19 protein-coding genes, 1 riboswitch and 1 other annotated feature (1 of these 21 only partly in view) are annotated in these 16,261 nt (G+C 30.5%); of the genes, 3 read left to right on the forward strand and 16 right to left on the reverse strand.

Annotation, left to right across the window (positions count from 1 at the left end; translation table 11 throughout):
• Positions 1 to 10, reverse strand: a binding site (T-box leader) (it extends 222 nt beyond the left edge of the window).
• Positions 11 to 74: 64 nt separating this feature from the next.
• Together B5D41_RS08495 and B5D41_RS08500 are read right to left on the reverse strand one after the other, a co-directional pair.
• Positions 75 to 1,931, reverse strand: coding sequence for an ATP-binding protein (locus B5D41_RS08495; protein ID WP_078810204.1), 1,857 nt, complete (start codon positions 1,929 to 1,931; stop codon positions 75 to 77).
• Positions 1,932 to 1,947: 16 nt separating this feature from the next.
• The gene (locus B5D41_RS08500) at positions 1,948 to 2,943 is read right to left on the reverse strand and encodes a DNA double-strand break repair nuclease NurA (RefSeq protein WP_078810205.1); all 996 of its coding nucleotides are present in this window, start codon (positions 2,941 to 2,943) and stop codon (positions 1,948 to 1,950) included.
• Positions 2,944 to 3,112: 169 nt separating this feature from the next.
• Here B5D41_RS08500 and B5D41_RS08505 point away from each other — a divergent pair, with 169 nt between their 5' ends.
• Positions 3,113 to 3,358 carry an AbrB/MazE/SpoVT family DNA-binding domain-containing protein gene (locus B5D41_RS08505; protein ID WP_078810206.1) on the forward strand — a complete coding sequence of 82 codons (246 nt, stop codon included), beginning with the start codon at positions 3,113 to 3,115 and terminating at the stop codon, positions 3,356 to 3,358.
• A gap of 72 nt (positions 3,359 to 3,430) precedes the next feature.
• Here the strand turns inward: B5D41_RS08505 and rsmI are convergent, their stop codons facing one another.
• The 8 genes from rsmI to tmk form a co-directional block, all read right to left on the reverse strand.
• Positions 3,431 to 4,288: a 16S rRNA (cytidine(1402)-2'-O)-methyltransferase gene (rsmI, locus tag B5D41_RS08510; protein ID WP_078810207.1), complete on the reverse strand. Its 858-nt coding sequence runs from the start codon at positions 4,286 to 4,288 to the stop codon at positions 3,431 to 3,433.
• A 3-nt stretch (positions 4,289 to 4,291) separates the two neighbouring features.
• Complete coding sequence (locus tag B5D41_RS08515; protein ID WP_078810208.1) at positions 4,292 to 4,558, reverse strand: GIY-YIG nuclease family protein; 267 nt, start codon at positions 4,556 to 4,558, stop codon at positions 4,292 to 4,294.
• Position 4,559: 1 nt separating this feature from the next.
• Positions 4,560 to 5,327, reverse strand: coding sequence for a tRNA1(Val) (adenine(37)-N6)-methyltransferase (locus B5D41_RS08520; protein WP_078810209.1), 768 nt, complete (start codon positions 5,325 to 5,327; stop codon positions 4,560 to 4,562).
• The gene (locus B5D41_RS08525) at positions 5,314 to 5,658 is read right to left on the reverse strand and encodes an initiation control protein YabA (RefSeq protein WP_200806444.1); all 345 of its coding nucleotides are present in this window, start codon (positions 5,656 to 5,658) and stop codon (positions 5,314 to 5,316) included. Before B5D41_RS08525 ends, B5D41_RS08520 begins: the two co-directional genes overlap by 14 nt.
• Positions 5,659 to 5,860: 202 nt before the next feature.
• Positions 5,861 to 6,679: a PSP1 domain-containing protein gene (locus B5D41_RS08530; RefSeq protein ID WP_078810210.1), complete on the reverse strand. Its 819-nt coding sequence runs from the start codon at positions 6,677 to 6,679 to the stop codon at positions 5,861 to 5,863.
• The gene (gene holB, locus B5D41_RS08535) at positions 6,679 to 7,686 is read right to left on the reverse strand and encodes a DNA polymerase III subunit delta' (RefSeq protein ID WP_078810211.1); all 1,008 of its coding nucleotides are present in this window, start codon (positions 7,684 to 7,686) and stop codon (positions 6,679 to 6,681) included. Before holB ends, B5D41_RS08530 begins: the two co-directional genes overlap by 1 nt.
• A 19-nt stretch (positions 7,687 to 7,705) precedes the next feature.
• Positions 7,706 to 8,161 (reverse strand): YaaR family protein, encoded by a 456-nt coding sequence (locus B5D41_RS08540; RefSeq protein WP_078810212.1) that lies wholly within the window; start codon positions 8,159 to 8,161, stop codon positions 7,706 to 7,708.
• On the reverse strand, positions 8,145 to 8,801 hold the full coding sequence (tmk, locus tag B5D41_RS08545; protein WP_078810213.1) for a dTMP kinase: 657 nt from the start codon (positions 8,799 to 8,801) through the stop codon (positions 8,145 to 8,147). The genes B5D41_RS08540 and tmk overlap by 17 nt, the downstream gene beginning before the upstream one ends.
• 135 nt (positions 8,802 to 8,936) lie before the next feature.
• Here tmk and B5D41_RS14105 point away from each other — a divergent pair, with 135 nt between their 5' ends.
• Entirely contained in the window at positions 8,937 to 9,104 is a 168-nt protein-coding gene (locus B5D41_RS14105; RefSeq protein WP_159442923.1) for a hypothetical protein, read from the forward strand.
• 4 nt (positions 9,105 to 9,108) lie between these two features.
• On the opposite strand, the gene B5D41_RS08550 is transcribed toward B5D41_RS14105, so the two are convergent.
• Positions 9,109 to 9,276: a sigma factor G inhibitor Gin gene (locus B5D41_RS08550; RefSeq protein ID WP_078810214.1), complete on the reverse strand. Its 168-nt coding sequence runs from the start codon at positions 9,274 to 9,276 to the stop codon at positions 9,109 to 9,111.
• A gap of 303 nt (positions 9,277 to 9,579) precedes the next feature.
• Here B5D41_RS08550 and B5D41_RS08555 point away from each other — a divergent pair, with 303 nt between their 5' ends.
• Positions 9,580 to 10,827: a YihY/virulence factor BrkB family protein gene (locus B5D41_RS08555; RefSeq protein ID WP_078810215.1), complete on the forward strand. Its 1,248-nt coding sequence runs from the start codon at positions 9,580 to 9,582 to the stop codon at positions 10,825 to 10,827.
• A 5-nt stretch (positions 10,828 to 10,832) separates the two neighbouring features.
• On the opposite strand, the gene B5D41_RS08560 is transcribed toward B5D41_RS08555, so the two are convergent.
• From B5D41_RS08560 to B5D41_RS08580, 5 genes are all read right to left on the reverse strand, one after another.
• Complete coding sequence (locus B5D41_RS08560; RefSeq protein ID WP_078810216.1) at positions 10,833 to 11,417, reverse strand: DUF4126 domain-containing protein; 585 nt, start codon at positions 11,415 to 11,417, stop codon at positions 10,833 to 10,835.
• 137 nt (positions 11,418 to 11,554) lie between these two features.
• Positions 11,555 to 13,018, reverse strand: coding sequence for an IMP dehydrogenase (gene guaB / locus B5D41_RS08565; RefSeq protein WP_078810217.1), 1,464 nt, complete (start codon positions 13,016 to 13,018; stop codon positions 11,555 to 11,557).
• A gap of 190 nt (positions 13,019 to 13,208) precedes the next feature.
• Positions 13,209 to 13,310, reverse strand: a riboswitch (purine riboswitch).
• Positions 13,311 to 13,375: 65 nt separating this feature from the next.
• Complete coding sequence (locus tag B5D41_RS08570; protein WP_078810218.1) at positions 13,376 to 14,818, reverse strand: VWA domain-containing protein; 1,443 nt, start codon at positions 14,816 to 14,818, stop codon at positions 13,376 to 13,378.
• Positions 14,819 to 14,869: 51 nt separating this feature from the next.
• Positions 14,870 to 15,742, reverse strand: a complete 873-nt coding sequence (locus tag B5D41_RS08575) for an AAA family ATPase (protein WP_078810219.1) — start codon at positions 15,740 to 15,742, stop codon at positions 14,870 to 14,872.
• 202 nt (positions 15,743 to 15,944) lie between these two features.
• A partial coding sequence (locus B5D41_RS08580; protein WP_143555685.1) for a formate--tetrahydrofolate ligase occupies positions 15,945 to 16,261 on the reverse strand: 317 nt, incomplete at its 5' end.

Below are 16,261 nucleotides of genomic sequence, written 5' to 3' on the forward strand. Positions count from 1 at the left end.
TAGCTTTTATTATATCATATCCACTTTAATTAAAAATATACACAAATATAGTAAATTTGTCAAGGCTTTAATCACTACTTCTTCAAATTATAAGTACTTCCACCTAACGGTGACTCTTCTTTCTCTATTTTATCTTTAACAGCTAATTGATCCAACCTTTCTACTAGTTCATTCCTGCTTAGAACTGTTCCAGTTAATTGACTATTGATTTCCTGTAACTTATGCAATAACTCATTTTCATAAATAGGTAAATGATCAATTATTAATTCATAAAAATTATCATTATCTTCTTTTGTTTTAGCATCTAACTCATCAAAAGGATTTTGAGTATGAGGACTAGTTGTCTTAGCTACTCTAATCCTGACTGCCATTGTTCTCCCAAATACCGCAGATGAAACAAAAGCATCACCAGACTCTAAATATGGCAGTCTATTCGTCTCCTCAGCTGTTAAGTCTGTCTCTTTCTTAATTGTTTCAATATCTAAAGCCCTGACTGTTCTAAAGACAAATTTAGTATTCAATTGAGCAGTAATCGTATCTTCCAATAAAGTCGGTCGCTGTGTAGCTAATATTAAAAAAGTTCCATACTTTCGCCCCTCTTGAGATATTTCTTTAATAATAGATTTAGATGGTGAATCATATCCCTTTGGTGCAAAATTATGAGCCTCATCAGTAGCTACAACAAATGGTGGAAAGTAATCAGCCGGCTCTCCCCGATATTCTGCATCCTTATAATCTCTTCGCTGTCTATAAAGATTTCCCAGTAAATAAGTGGCAAAAACTTGTAATAGCCAAATTGGGCCTTGAATTACTGCCAATTTTCTAGCTCTTAATGCCTCCTCAATTTCAATGATGCTTTCATTAAAGACTCCATGTCTATCTAACTTATTCAATCGCCAAACTAAGCCATTAATAGAACTTAAGTGTAAACTACTATAATCCTCTAATAATTTTTGATAATCATAGTACTCTTCTTTTTTATGTGAATCCAATTCTCCAGATTTTAATTTCTTTTCAATCTTATTCTTCCCTAGCTCTAAAGCCGTTTGTAAGTCTTGTAGTCTTCCTTTAAAAGTAAATAATGAATCCTTTCTTCCTTTAGGATTATGTAAACTTTCCACTGCATTCAGCATTGATTCTGATAATCCACTTGCTGCTGAAAGTAGATCCTTTAAATCCTTTGTCTTTAAATCTTCAAAATTAACTCCTACATCTTGTCCAACTTGAAAAACTTCAAATTTATTATCAAAATCACTTTGATACTTATTAGACAACCCTTCAAATTGGTTACTAAAATCCATCTCAAAGTGAGGATCAAAGACTAAAGTTGGAATTTCTAATTTCATTAATTCTTCTAAAATTACTCTCATTCCAAATGACTTTCCAGAGCCAGAACCACCAATAATGCCGATATGAGGGTATTGATGCATAGCCCTTACTTTAAAGTTAAAAGGTATCCCCTGCTGTGCCACAATTTCATCATCCTCTAATAACGGCGCAATATCTTTGAGGTTATCTTCCATTCCTTCAGCCATCTCTTCAGTTCCTTTAATTACTCCTAAAACTAAACCTCTTTGTGGTTCCTCTTTAATCAACATCTCTTTAACCTCACTAAAATGTGGAACCTCTGCTTCAACTCCTGTCTTAATTGGGTAAGCTGCCTCAGTTATTAATCGCACCTTAGCAATGTTTATCTCATCTTCATCTATATCATACCCTATACTACGCAATGACTCTATAACACCACTATCTACAAAACTATCTTTAATAGATAACGGGATAAACCTATTATAAGATTGCGTTTCTACTACTTCACCTAGTGGTAAATCTAAATCCTGGTCTAATATCTTTAAGATTTCATTACTACGAAATTTTCTATCTTTAGATGCCACATAAACCTCTTGTTGTGTAGTTAATCCAACAACCTGCATTATTAATCACCCCACTTTAATAAACTCGTTCATCTCGTTTAGAATAAAATAATCTTCTTTGTAAATCTGAATCTAAATATGTCTCCACTAAATTCTTAATCATCTGATCGGAGATTCTAACTTCATTATCTACAATATCTAACCAAACAGGAACTCCTCTCCCATCCTCTGGAGTTAAAGTATAAACTAAATCAGCAATCTTTTGCAAATCGTTTTGCTGTTCATCCAAAATATCAATTCCAATTACTTGTGGATCTCGACTAGTTCGCATAAAAGCTGTTTTAAAACCAATCTTAAATTCTAAACTTAACATCTCACCTTTTTCTAGCAACCCAAATAATATTTCTCTATCATAAAAATCATTTCCTCTTAAATCACCTGACAACCTCTTACCAATCTCTCGTGTCCCAATTTCTTCAATTATTCCTACTAATAGAACATTCTCCTTAATAGCTAATTCCTTTAACTCTTTCCACTTATCTTCATCTTCAATTCTATACCTGATTAATGACCCATCTAACATAATTAATTTTGGATCCCAATTCTTAATGGATTGAAGAGCTACTTCTAACTCCAACTCGGCTAATTTAGAAATTCTAATCTTATTAGCTGCATCTTGCTTACTGAGTCTTTTACCTTTCTCTTCTTGTTTATCTATAAAATCAATGATTTCTTCTTTTGATATAGAAGTAAGAGGACAGAATAGTTCAGCCTCAATTATATCTTTCTTTTCAGTACTCTTAGCTAAAGCTTGTAATAGAAAAAGATAATGAGGATAATTACTACCTATTTTGTTTACTGATCCATCAACTCCTACAATTGATTCTTTACCTAACCAATGCTGCAAATCATTATTAGTCATTTTATTTAAATCAACTAATTCTCCTACCTCATCTTCAATCTTATCCCGTAACTCTATTTTATCTAGATTATCATCTATAGAATATTTAGTTCGCAATTCTTTATTAGTATTTAACAATATTTCCTTAAGTTTAGCAGATGTCTCTAACATTTTATCACCGCCTTTTTACTTAGCTTTTCTTTATTTTGCTTGCTTTTATCCCATTTTTTTACTTTTTTTAGAAAATTTGATGTCAAGTATTGACTTCCTCTGGAAATTATAGTATAATTTATTTAAACACAGATGTCGAAAAATGAAAAAGAAAAAGGAGGTATTGTATATGAAGTCTACAGGGATCGTTAGAAAAGTAGATGAATTAGGAAGAATAGTAATTCCTGTTGAATTAAGAAGAACACTTAGAATAGAAGAAAAAGATGCTTTAGAAATTTATGTAGACGGTGAGAGTATCATTTTAAAGAAATATGAACCTGCATGTGTTTTTTGTGGCAATGCTGCTGACACTACAGTTTTTAAGAATAAAACTGTTTGTAAAGAATGTCTAGCAGAAATGTCTGAAAGCGCTTAATAAATACATAAAATGACTTATGTTAGATATAGAGAAGGTAGGATAGTATACTATCCTACCTTTTTTTATATATTATTTTTTATTCACTTCAATTTGAATAGCTTCTTCATAAACTTCTCGCTTAGGTAATCCTCTTTCTTTTGCTACTAATTTTATTGCTTCTTTTTTAGTAACTCCCTTATCCATCAACAATTCTAAATGTTCTAATATAGATAAACCCTTCCAGGCAGCATCTTTTTGTTGAATCTGGTCAACATCTATCCCATCTAAAACAATTGTAAACTCTCCCTTAGGATCTTCCGCCTCAAAATGAGCTAACACTTCACTAACTTTACCAGAAACCTTCTCTTCAAATCGCTTAGTAATCTCTCTCCAAACTGCTATTCGACGCTCACCTAAAATATCTAATATACTTTCTAAACTTTCTTTTAGTCTATAAGGGGATTCATAAAATACTATAGTTCTTGTTTCAGGGCTTAATTCTTTTAGCCTGTCTTTTCGTTGCTTACTCTTGCGCGGCAAAAACCCTTCAAAAATAAATTTATCTGTAGGTAATCCAGAGGCAACTAAAGCTGCTGTCATAGCTGTTGGCCCTGGGACTGGAATAGCTCTAATTCCCTCTTTATCTACTAAAGAAACTAGCTTATACCCTGGATCAGAAATCCCTGGCATTCCTGCATCAGAGACTAAAGCAATATTTTCACCTGATTTTAACCTCTCAATAATTTGTAAACTTCTTTTTTCTTCATTATGCTCATGATAACTAACCATTGATGTCTCTACTTCATAATGATTTAATAAGTTTTGAGTCCTTCTCGTATCCTCTGCCGCAATATAATCAACTTCTTTTAAAATTCTTAAAGTTCGTAAACTAATATCTTCTAAATTCCCGATCGGTGTTCCACATATATATAAATTACCTTTATCCATGACTTATTCCTCCTCAACACCGCTTTTTGACTTATTAATCAAAGCTAGCTTATCCTTCCTTTTATACTGTTTAATCTGATACTCTCTTTTTTGAGCTTCACTCCTGGTCTTATACTCTTCATTATAAATTAATTTTACAGGTCTTCTTCCCCGAGTATATTTAGCACCTTGACCTTCATTATGTTCATCTACTCTTCGTTCTAAATCCGTAGTATAACCAGTATATAATGTTCCATCTGAACAACTCAATATATAAACATAATGCCCCATTTTAATCAACTACCTTATTGCTATAATTAGAACCATAATATATTTCCATTACTTCTGAAGTATAATTTCCATTATCTTTATAAATAACTAATGGTTTTTTAATCTTCAAACCTGGTTTAGCACCTTTAACCCCAGTAACTAAAACCAAATTCGAATTTCTATCTTTATAAGGATATATTAAACGTAATTCTTTAGGTTGTAAATTATATTCATTCATCATCCTTAATAGCTTGTCCAATCTTTCAGCTCGGTGTATATAAGTAACTCTCCCCCTATATTTAACTAAATAAGCACTAGCTTTAACTATATCATTTAATTCAACTTCTATTTCATGTCTAGCTAAAGCAATACTACGATTGGAATTAACTTTTCCTTGGCCAATAGGTAAATAAGGAGGATTGCTAACTACTAAATCAAAACTTTCTGCTACAAACTCATCCTTTAGTTTCTTAATATCTACCTCTTTAACTTGAATAGAATTTTTTAATCCATTATATTGAATACTTCTTCGTGCCATGCTTACTAACTCAGCCTGTAACTCAATCCCAATTATCTTTCGTGGTTCATACTTTGCCATCAATAACAAAGGGATCACCCCTGTACCTGTCCCTAAATCAATAACCTTATCCTTTGATTTAGGTTCAGCAAAATCAGCCAATAAAACTGCATCAATAGCAAATGAAAAATGTGATTTACTTTGAATAATCTTCAACCCATTATGGATTAAGTCATCTAGTCTTTCATCTTCTTTAAGTTTAACCTTCGACAACTTTATCATCCTTACCATTAGAATCTAATTGAATACCTAATAACCCCATACAAAAGAGACATTCTCCTTTTCTAACTTCTCCAAAGTTAAGATGACAAATATGAAAACCTTCATCATATAACTTAGCTAAGTTATTGTATCCTTTCCTCTCTTCTTCTTCATCATTATCTTCCTCAGAAAATAGTAAACGACGTAAGTTTTCATTTTCCTCTTTAAGTTCTTCATTCTCTTTATACAATTTATAAGTTATCTTCTTAATCTCTTGAAACTCATCATTCATTACATTTAATTGTTCTTGAAACTTCGCTAATAACCCTAAGACTTCCTCCACAATCAAATACCTCCATAAAAACATTCTTTGCATTATATTCGTGATAATTAAAATTAATCCTGCCTATCTAATATAATAATTATTAGTCTTAGTATTAGTATATGCTAAATAATTTTAGATATTACTATTAAATATATAAAGAAAGGGTCCCCTTAAGGACACCTTTTCTTAAACTAAATTATATTTTTTATCGAGGGCCCATTTAATCTTTACTATCTTTATTATTAGTCTCTTCTATCTCCTCAACTGGGACTTCTACCCTATCTTTATCTCCTAAATTAACAGTTACTGTTTCTTTCACTATATTCAAGTTAATGATCTCACCAGTACCAACATCGGTTTCTACTTCAGTACCAACATTAGGCATTTTTTTCTTAGTCTTCTTATAGTTATCACACTCATACTTTAGGCAGCACATTAGTCTACCACAAATTCCAGAAATTTTAGCAGGATTAAGTGATAAATTCTGAGCCTTAGCCATTTTAATTGAAATAGGCTCAAAATCACGCAATACCGTTTCACAGCATAATTGACGGCCACATGGTCCTAAACCACCAACCATTTTTGCTTCATCCCTAACTCCAATTTGTCGTAATTCAATTCTAGTTTTGAATATAGCAGCCAAATCTTTAACTAGTTCTCTAAAATCGACTCTTCCATCAGCTGTAAAATAAAAAATTATTTTATTCTTATCAAATGTATACTCTACATCAATTAGCTTCATTGGTAAACCATGCTCATCAATCTTCCTTAAACATATATCAAACGCTTCCTCTTCTGCTTCTTCATTCTTTTGTTTGATTTGAAAATCACTAGGTGTAGCCTTGCGTTGTACCTCTTTTAAAGGAGAAACAATCTCTTCTTCAGTAACTTCATGAGGTGGAACTACTACATCACCTAATTCTGTCCCGCGAGAAGTTTCTACAATTACCCTATCACCTATAACTAACTCTATATCTTGTGGATCAAAATAATATATTTTTCCTGCTTTTTTAAATGTAACACCTACTACATTATACATTAATTTAACACACCCTCTTTTTCTTTTATCTTCAGTAACATCACCTCTAAGGCAAGTTGTACATTAACATTAGTATTTCTAATTAAATTATCAGTCTGCTCTATTATTGTTATTATTCCTTCTAATTCATTAAATGTATACTCTTCACTTAATTTAACCAATTCTTCCATGTAATCAAAGTTAATTATTAATTCAGTATTTTGACTTCCTTTATATAATAATAAATCTCGATAAAACGTTATTATACTTTCCAATATATTATTTACTTGATCTTTATATTTCAAAATTTCTTGTACCAATTCGAATACTTCAACTAGATTAAAATTGGTTAATTCTTTAATTCTTCTTAAAATTTCATCTCTTCTTAAAGAATTAGTATCATCTTCAATCATTCTTATGGCTTTACCTAAACTGCCATCAGCTAAGATAGCTTTCTTTTTAGCTTCTTTATTATCTAGATCAAATTTACTAGCTAATGAATTAGTAATCTCTTCTACCGTTAATTGTTTGAATTTGATAACTTGACACCGAGAAATAATCGTTGGTAATAATAACTCTTCTTTAGGAGCTAACAGAATAAGAATTATATATTCTGGTGGTTCTTCCAAAGTTCTTAACAAACTATTGGCCGCTTGTAAATTCATCTTTTCAGCCTCTTTAATAATATATATCTTCCAATCACTTTCGTAAGGCTTGTACGAAGTCTGTTGTTGAAAGTGACGAATTTGATCTATCTTTATTGAATTACCATCAGGAGAAATTTTTATTATATCTGGATGATTACCACTATTAAATTTTCTGCAAGAAAGACATTCTTCACAAGCATCTATATCTAACTCTTTACAATTAATTGCTTTAGCAAATTGAAAAGCAACAAGTTCCTTTCCTATACCTTCTTTACCTGTAAATAAATAAGCATGACTAATTCTTTGATTTTTAATTGTGTTTTGGAGTATATTAATTGGCAGCTCTTGTCCTATTACATCTGAAAAGCTCATTACTTTCATCCTTTCCTGCACCAACAAATTAAGTATAAATATCTACTAACATTCCTCGAACTTCGTCTAATCGATCTAATATTTCCAATTGAGTTGCCTGCTTATTTAAGATTAATTCTGTTAGTTCTTCTAAAGATTTATCTACCTTATCCACTAAAGTATATACTTTATGATTACCAGAACCATAACTGCTATACTCTTCTTTCACCTTGTACATCTGCTCCACAGCTTCTTTAACAAACTTTTGAACCATTTTTTTGTATCTAATTAATTCTTTATATGTACGCTTTTTACTTAATGTTTCCCCTTGTTCATCTATTAAAGTTAAGAGTTCATCTAATTTAGCTTTTATTTTTTTATCATTTATTTCTTGTAAAGTGTCTAAAAATTCACTCTTTCTACCTTCAACCTTTTCAGATGCTCTAGTTTCAGATTTAGCTAATATTTGATTTAAGTCTTGTTTCAGCTTATTTTGAATCTTCATTTTCTACTAACCTCTCCTCTAGTTTTTGAACTAACACTTTAAAGATATCATCTACACTGTGGTTAGCATCTATAACCTCAAAACGATCCTCCATTTTAGCTAAATCCAAATAACCTGATCTTACTCTTTTATGGAATTCTAGTTTTTCATTTTCTATTCTATCACCTATACCTAACTCAAAACCATCTTTATCTAAACCTTTAGCCCTATGTAATCCTTCTTCTGAATCTATATCCAATATAAATGTTAGGTCCGGTTTTAAGCCAGCAGTCGATAATCTATTTATTTGTTGAATTAATTCTATATCTATCTTCCTACCATAGCCTTGATAAGCTAAAGTAGCATCACTAAATCTATCACAAAGTACTATTTTACCTTCTAATAAAGCTGGTTTAATTACCTCTAGAATATGCTGTGCTCTACTAGCACAATACAATAATAACTCTGTTTTAGGCTCTAAATTATTTAAATTATTATCTAATAATATTTCTCTAATTCTATCACCAACTGTAGTTCCCCCTGGTTCCCTAGTCTGAACTACTTGGTAGCCTTTTTTAGTCAAGTAAGAATTTAGTAACTCAATTTGAGTTGATTTCCCTGCTCCTTCTGGACCTTCTAATGTTATAAACAATCCTTCCATTTATCTTCCTCCATCACTATCATGAATGACTTACTTTTATTATTATTGAAAAAGGTTTATTCTCCTTTATAAAATTTAAGCTTGTATAATTTTTAGAACTTTTGGTAAGATTATATTATAAAAGGAGGTTAAATTATGTATAAGGACGAAGATGAATTTAAAAATAAATATGGAATAGATAGACATAAGTTTTTAACTTTATGGGCTTTAGGAATGTCAGACGCAGAACTAGCAATTTCATTTGAATTATCATCAGAAAAGATACAAGAAATTAAAAACGAATTAAATCAAAATCGTCACTAGTCATTTATTCAAATAAAATATCTTTAATATCATTTAAAGCTTTATCATATTCAGGATTAGTTGGCAGGATATTAACTAATTCTTCTTCACAATCTAAACAAATTAATTTACCATTAATTTTTATTCCATCTTTTATTTCTGTACATATAAAACACTGATCATTATTTTTCATTATCTTTCCCTCCCTAACTAATAGTATACATTTATATCTTATGCATCTTGGTCCTTTTTGTGAATTATATATTTTATTATCTTCACTGTAAATAACCACCCTACTATAATCAAGAGGTTCTTCTATTAATAGAAGAACCTCTTGATTATTTATTATTCTAAGCCATAATTAAGTAGAAATATATCATATATTATATTTTATGGTAATATTTATTAAGAAATAGTTTGATTTCACTATATTAATTGATATAATTATACCAACATATCTTAATTAAACTTATTTATAAGTAAGCTAGGTGATTCTATGTTTAATAATTTAATTAATGTTAATTGGAAGCTATTTTGGCAAAGGACTTATCAAAAAGCTAAAGAAACTGATATCTTTCTTAATGCAATGGGTTTGGTTTATACTACTCTTTTATCTATAATTCCATTATTGATATTTACCTTTTATATTATAACACTTTTTAATTTCTTTGGTAAATTAGAACGAATAACTAATTTCTTAAAAGAAGCTATCCTAAATAATTTAACTACAGGTACAGGTCAAACCCTAATGACGATCCTTGAACAATACATAAATAATATCGATGTCACTCAATTAGGAGTTATTGGATTTAGCTCTTTAGTTATAACTATCATTTTAACCTTAGCTAAGGTGGAAAAAGCATTTAATAGAATTTGGAATGTCTCAAAACATCGTGACCTGTTTAAGAGGTTTATTGCCTTCTGGACTTTTATTACCCTAGGAGCTTTTCTAATTACTTTATCATTAAGTCTAACTATTCCTTTAATTAGCTCTTATTTTAGTAAAGATTTAGCTATAACTAATAATATATTCTTATTCCGATTTATTATTATTACTTCTCAATTCTTAATCTTTATTCTAGCTTATTACCTAATTCCTAATACTGATGTAAAACCTTCAGCAGCAATTGTCGGAGGAATAATAAGTTGCGGATTATTCAATTTAGCCAAGAACTTATATACTATTTATACTACAAATGTAATTACTTATCACCAAATCTATGGATCATTATCTGTAATTCCTCTTTTCTTAATTTGGCTATACTTAACATGGATTATAATCTTATTAGGAGCAGTCATTACTTATGTTTTCCAACATCGCACCAACTTAACCTATTTTAAGAATAGCCAAGATATAACAACAGAATTCCAAACTTTAATCCCTATTATCATTTTAATAATTATTTATGATGAATTTATTAAAGAAAAGTCTACTGGAATAACTCTTGATACTTTAGCCTCTAAAATTAAAATACCTATTGAAATAATAGAAACTAGCCTACAAAACTTAACAAATAAAAATTTAATATCACTTACTAAAGATAATTATTACGTTCCAATAGTTCCTTTAGAAAATGTCTCTATTGGAGATATCCTACAAACAGAATCAATCAGTCAACAAGTAGAAATTGAAAAAATATTTGTAGATAAGAAAATATGTAAAATCTATAATTCTTTAAAAGAAAAGTTAAAGAATAATTTAGAAAAACTAACTATCGATGAAATTTTAAAAGATAATATTTAATTCAGTTAAGATGACTGTTTAAAAACTTTTCTTTTAATTGATATTAGTTTAGGAATAATCTTTTTAAAAATAATATAGCTAATCATAGCAACTAACAATATAGTAAAAAAAGGAAATAAAATAGAAATTATAGGTATTAACGTTGAACCAATTCCTTCTAAAGTAGAAACAAAATGATTACCCATGCCTCCAGTTGTTGCACTTGAAGCTCCTCTTAAACTTGTTGTTGTTAATTGTACTGCTCCAGAAGCAGTACCACCAGCTATAATTGCTAACGACCATTGTAAGAATAGACTTACTTCAGTAATACAAGAAGCAGTAACTATAGAACCAGCAACTACTGCTGCAGGAGTAGCTACTGTATCAAGTAGATTGTCTACCCAGGGAATATAATAACCACTAACTTCTAACAAGGTTGCTATTAAAAAACCAAAAAAAGCTGTATATGTACTAATCCATTTAAAATTTTCAGCTAATTCTAAGTTACCTGATATGGAAGCAACACTCATTATTAATAATGGTACAAAAACTCTAAACCCACAAGCAGCACTTAAACCAATTCCTACTAATAGACCTAAAAGTAAATTCATCTACTATTTCAACTCCATTATTATTTTTTAATCACTTTTAATTAAATTCCTACTAAAACTTAACAAAGATTATATCATAAAAAAACTAAATTAAAAAACACTTCTAATTAATTAGAAGTGTTTTTTAAAATCTATATTTAATCTAAATTATAATTAGGTGCTTCTTTTGTGATAGTTACATCATGTGGATGACTTTCTTCTAATCCGGCTCCAGTAATTCTAATAAATTTAGCATCTTGTCTTAACACTTCAATATCCGGTGTTCCACAATATCCCATTCCAGCTCTTAAACCGCCAACCAATTGATATATTGTCTCAGATATAGGTCCTTTATAAGGTACACGTCCTTCAATACCTTCTGGAACTAACTTTTTCTCTTCTTCTTGAAAATACCGATCTTTACTTCCCTCTTCCATAGCACCTAAAGACCCCATGCCTCTATAAACTTTATAACTTCTACCTTTATAAATTTCTCTTTCCCCAGGACTCTCTTTAGTTCCTGCTAATAAACTACCTAACATCACTGTACTAGCTCCTGCTGCTATAGCTTTGACGATATCCCCAGAATATTTAATTCCTCCATCGGCAATTACTGGTATATCATACTTATCAGCTTCCTTAGCACAATCATAAATAGCTGTAATCTGTGGTACCCCTATTCCAGCTACCACTCTAGTTGTACAGATTGAGCCTGGCCCAATTCCTACTTTAACAGCATCTACTCCAGCCTCAATTAAGTCTCTAGTAGCTCCAGCAGTAGCTACATTCCCAGCAATTAAGTTTACGTCAGGAAACTCTACCCTAACCTCTTTTACTAAATCAATTACTCCTTGTGAATGACCATGAGCTGTATCAATAACCAAGAGATCTGCTCCTGCCTCTATTAAAACCTCAATTCTATCCCAAGTATCTCCAGAAATACCTACAGCTGCTCCAGCTAAAAGTCGTCCCTGTTCATCCTTTGCCGCATTCGGATACTTTTCAGCTTTCTCTATATCTTTTATTGTTATTAAACCTTTTAATTCATTATTATCACAAACTAAAGGCAACTTCTCTATTTTATGATTCTGTAAAATTTCTTTTGCTTCTTCTAAAGTAGTACCTACCGGTCCAGTCACTAAATCCTCCTTAGTCATGATTTCTTTTAATTGTTGGTCATAATCTTTTTCAAATCGCAAGTCTCGATTAGTTATAATCCCTACTAATTCCATATCTTCTTCATTATTAATAATAGGAACACCTGAAATCTTATACTTAGACATTAAATATTCAGCTTCATAGGCATAATTTTTGGGAGTTAAATAAAATGGATCAACAATTACTCCACTCTCTGACCTTTTAACCTTATCTACCTCTTCAGCTTGTTGTTCAGCTGACATATTCTTATGAATGATTCCAATACCACCTTCTCTAGCCATGGCAATTGCTAATTCTGCTTCAGTAACTGTATCCATTCCTGCACTTAAAATTGGAATATTTAATTTAATATTCTTAGTCAATCTAGTTGCAGTATTTACTTCTTTAGGTAATACATTAGATGCCGCCGGCATTAATAAAACATCATCAAAAGTAAGACCTTCTTTCCCAAACTTGTCCTTCATTTTATACCTCCTAATTATAAATTATTAAATATTAATTTACAAATTAAAACAATCTACACTATATAATCTAATACTATTTAAACTTGAAATTAATTACTATCATTATAAAATATACCAAAAGCCTAAGTATAGTTATAACTTTAATATAACTATACTTAGGCTCATTAACGCATCTATGATCAGAGTCTAAACTCCCCTAATCAAGATTCGTAGTCAAATGGTTTACGGCCATCTGGTAGAAACTTTCGAGCCTTATTCTCGAATCTATACGAATCAATTTACTTATCTGTAAATTAATTTCTTAAATTTTTAATCAGTTTATCAAACTAATCCAATTGTGTCAAGTCAAATAAGATTTTAAATTAAATTCTTAATTTTAAGAGAATTCTTTAGTTGTTTAATAGTATGACATTCTACCATATTAGTTAATTGCTTAAAAGTTTGAACTGAGTCCAAATCATCCCACTCAGATTTTGGTAATGTGTTTAACCATACTACATCTTTTACCTTCTGCTTGATTTTTTTTAATTTTAATGCTGCTTCCTCTACCTCCATTGTCTTAGTATCACTCATAATGAATACGATAGTTGATGGATTTAATATGTCCATGTATTTAGTTTGAAAAGTTTCTAAAGTTTGATTCAAATTTGTAGTCTTTCCCCATTGTTTGCTATGGCTAATTACCTTAGCCATAGTCTCTTCAAAAGACACACCAACTTGAAAATCATCAGTAATCCTCTCTAAATCTTCGGAAAATATAAAACTCTCAATATCCTTTACTGCACTAGAGAGTCCATATACAAACTGTAATACGAATGTAGCATAACGCGCCATAGAGTCTGACACATCACAAATTAGCAAAAATTCTGGCCTTTGTATTCTCTTGGTCTTATATTTAAGATCTAACATTATTCCTCCATACTTGATGTTCTTTCTAATAGTTCTCCTTAAGTCTAATTTTCCTGTCTTTTTACTATTCTGAAAACGGCGGGAAATCTTAGTAGCCAGTCTATGTGATAGTCTTTTTATGATTGCAGTCACTTTTGGTAATTTCTCATCTGATATTCGCTTCATATCTTGAGTTAAAAGTGATTCTTCTTCATATTGTAAACTAGAAATCACTTGTTCAATTACTGTATCCATTCCTAAATTACCAGTCATCTTGGATTTGATTTGCTTTTGTCTATCAATATCCTCTCCTCTGTTTTTTAGCTGGCTCTTCCAATAATTTAATGTTCCATTAATCATTTTTTCTAACATAGGTTGTGCATGTGGAGAATGACCAAGATGTCCAGGAAAACTATCTTCTATATATTCTTTAATCTTTTGCTGAATTTCAGGATCTAATTGAGTATAAATCTCTTTCTGTTCATCAGTAAATTCTAATTGAACCTCTTCTTCATTCTGTTCATCTACAACACTCTCTTTTTTGAAAACTAAATCATCTTCTGCCTCTTGTTTAGCCTGTTCTCTTTCTTCAACTTTTTGTTTTCTCATTTTCTCTTTATGCAGCTTCTCTTCCATAGAAATAAAAAACTCATCAAAAGCTTTATCAAAAATCCTTTTTTCATAATTATCTTTAACTAAGAGAGAACGTAAGGTCATCTTAACTTCATCTTTATTTATAATATCTATTAATTTTAAAGCTTGGAATGCTTCAATTGATTCAGCTAAACTAATCCTAATCCCTAAATTACGTAAAATTTGAATGAAATTAATAATATTATTCTCTACATAGTCAGGCTGATTTTTGTCAATATGTTCTTGAACTTGATCAAGCCTTTCCTCTCTATGATCCATATACTACACCTCGCTTTTTAGATCATGCCTTGTTTTAATTCTTTTCCTGTTCTATAACTTTTCTTGTAATTTTTCAGCTCCTAGACCTTCAAAGGTGTCTAAATCTGCCTTAGTCTTCAAAAATAATGTTCTGGTCTGTTGAATTATCTCTGGACTTAACCTATCTGCATCTAGTCCAACTAAAGCTCTTGCCCAATCTAGAGTTTCTGAAATCGATGGTTTCTTTTTCAAATCTAAATTAACCCTTAAATAACTTATAGCCATAGCTATCTGTCGTGATAATTCCTCTCCAATACCTGGTACTTTAGTTCTAATAATTTCTACTTCTTTTTCAATAGATGGTAATTCAATATATAGGAATACACATCTCCTCTTTAAACCATCTGACAATTCACGATTAGCGTTACTAGTTAAAACTACTATCGGCTTCTGTTTAGCTTTAATAGTACCTAGCTCTGGAATAGAAACTTGAAAGTCAGATAATAGTTCAAACAAGAATGCTTCAAATTCTTCATCTGTCTTATCAATTTCATCAATCAATAAAACTGGTCGTTTTTCTGTTCTAATGGCTCTTAAAAGCGGACGTTGTAATAAGTACTCTTCGGAAAAAATATTATCTTCAATTAAATCTTCAGATTTATTATCCTTATTAATTTGAATATTAATTAACTGCTTTTGATAATTCCATTCATATAAAGCTTTATTTTCATCTAATCCTTCATAACACTGTAATCTAATTAACTCAGTATCAAATATATTACTTAATACCTTGGAAATTTCAGTCTTGCCAACCCCTGGTTCACCAGTAATTAATAATGGTTTTTCTAAAGTCAAAGATAAATAAGTTGGGACAATTATTTCCTCATTACAGATATAATTCTCTCTTTTAAAAGATTCAGATAATTCTTCTTTAGTAATCTCCATCTTCTTTCCCCCTCCACATTATTTAGTAATCCTTTTATCATAATAATTTAAGTTTATTCTTTAAATTTAGTATAAGTATGAAATTTATATATTAACAAAATTATCATTAAGCATGAATTTTATTAGTGAAATTTATAATTATTTTAAAAAACCTGCAGTCTAGATATCTAGACTGCAGGTTCTTATAATTTATATTCCTTGTTTAGAATAAACCACTAATGTTACCATCTGCATCAACATCGATCTCTTCAGCAGAAGGTACTTTAGGTAAACCAGGCATTGTCATAACTGCACCGGTTAAGGCTACTAGGAAGCCTGCTCCTGCAGATACATTAATCTCTCTAACTGTAACTTTAAAGCCTGTTGGTCTACCTTTCTTAGTTGGGTCATCTGAGATAGATGACTGAGTCTTAGCCATACAGATTGGCATATTATCAAACCCTTGCTCAACTAATTTCTCAATATCTTTCATAGCGTTGTCAGTAAAGACTACACCGTCAGCGCCATAAATTTTAGTAG

This window comes from Selenihalanaerobacter shriftii, from assembly GCF_900167185.1.
GTDB classification, from domain to species: Bacteria; Bacillota; Halanaerobiia; order Halobacteroidales; family Acetohalobiaceae; genus Selenihalanaerobacter; species Selenihalanaerobacter shriftii.

Excerpts from the sequence above, each read along its gene's own strand:
- B5D41_RS08550 (WP_078810214.1), bottom strand. The coding sequence starts at position 9,276 with ATGAAAAATAATGATCAGTGTTTTATATGTACAGAAATAAAAGATGGA.
- B5D41_RS08495 (WP_078810204.1), bottom strand. The coding sequence starts at position 1,931 with ATGCAGGTTGTTGGATTAACTACACAACAAGAGGTTTATGTGGCATCT.
- tmk (WP_078810213.1), bottom strand. The coding sequence starts at position 8,801 with ATGGAAGGATTGTTTATAACATTAGAAGGTCCAGAAGGAGCAGGGAAA.
- B5D41_RS08570 (WP_078810218.1), bottom strand. The coding sequence starts at position 14,818 with ATGGATCATAGAGAGGAAAGGCTTGATCAAGTTCAAGAACATATTGAC.
- guaB (WP_078810217.1), bottom strand. The coding sequence starts at position 13,018 with ATGAAGGACAAGTTTGGGAAAGAAGGTCTTACTTTTGATGATGTTTTA.
- B5D41_RS08555 (WP_078810215.1), top strand. The coding sequence starts at position 9,580 with ATGTTTAATAATTTAATTAATGTTAATTGGAAGCTATTTTGGCAAAGG.
- B5D41_RS08575 (WP_078810219.1), bottom strand. The coding sequence starts at position 15,742 with ATGGAGATTACTAAAGAAGAATTATCTGAATCTTTTAAAAGAGAGAAT.
- B5D41_RS08515 (WP_078810208.1), bottom strand. The coding sequence starts at position 4,558 with ATGGGGCATTATGTTTATATATTGAGTTGTTCAGATGGAACATTATAT.
- B5D41_RS08560 (WP_078810216.1), bottom strand. The coding sequence starts at position 11,417 with ATGAATTTACTTTTAGGTCTATTAGTAGGAATTGGTTTAAGTGCTGCT.
- B5D41_RS08530 (WP_078810210.1), bottom strand. The coding sequence starts at position 6,679 with ATGTATAATGTAGTAGGTGTTACATTTAAAAAAGCAGGAAAAATATAT.
- B5D41_RS08500 (WP_078810205.1), bottom strand. The coding sequence starts at position 2,943 with ATGTTAGAGACATCTGCTAAACTTAAGGAAATATTGTTAAATACTAAT.
- B5D41_RS14105 (WP_159442923.1), top strand. The coding sequence starts at position 8,937 with ATGTATAAGGACGAAGATGAATTTAAAAATAAATATGGAATAGATAGA.
- B5D41_RS08505 (WP_078810206.1), top strand. The coding sequence starts at position 3,113 with ATGAAGTCTACAGGGATCGTTAGAAAAGTAGATGAATTAGGAAGAATA.
- holB (WP_078810211.1), bottom strand. The coding sequence starts at position 7,686 with ATGAAAGTAATGAGCTTTTCAGATGTAATAGGACAAGAGCTGCCAATT.
- B5D41_RS08540 (WP_078810212.1), bottom strand. The coding sequence starts at position 8,161 with ATGAAGATTCAAAATAAGCTGAAACAAGACTTAAATCAAATATTAGCT.
- rsmI (WP_078810207.1), bottom strand. The coding sequence starts at position 4,288 with ATGGATAAAGGTAATTTATATATATGTGGAACACCGATCGGGAATTTA.